1 protein-coding gene is annotated in these 464 nt (G+C 28.0%); it reads right to left on the reverse strand.

The window, feature by feature from the left end:
- Nucleotides 1-464 (reverse strand): glycosyltransferase (locus tag RAD15_RS43740; RefSeq protein ID WP_458184851.1); only part of this gene is annotated, 464 nt, incomplete at both ends.

Consider the following 464-nt stretch of genomic DNA (forward strand, 5'->3'; position numbering starts at 1 on the left):
TTTCCATTAGTAATAAATTCACTAGGTCCATATTTTACATTAAATGCGATTACAGGTTTTTCGAGTAGCATTGCTTCTATCATACTTAAACCTTGTCCTTCATACTGTGAGGTAGATAAAACACATTTAAAACTTTCTAATGTTTGTTTTGGTTTAGAAGTATAACCAAGAAGTTTTACATTGTTATTTAATCCCTTTTTATCAATAGAATTTTGAATTCTTTTTTTCTCTGGACCTTCTCCATATATTTGAAATTCTACGTCTTTTTCTTTCTGTATTACTAATTCGGCAACTTCTAATAAATAATCAAGACCTTTGGTAGCTACCATTCTCGAAATATGCCCCACTATTTTTTTATATGTAAAATCACTTTGTTTTTCAGATATTTTTACAAAATTACTTATAGCGTAGATATTTTTAACCGAGTACTTTTCTTTTATATCTTCTTTTTGAGCCTCAGTTAA

This window comes from Bradyrhizobium sp. 14AA (genome assembly GCF_054185205.1).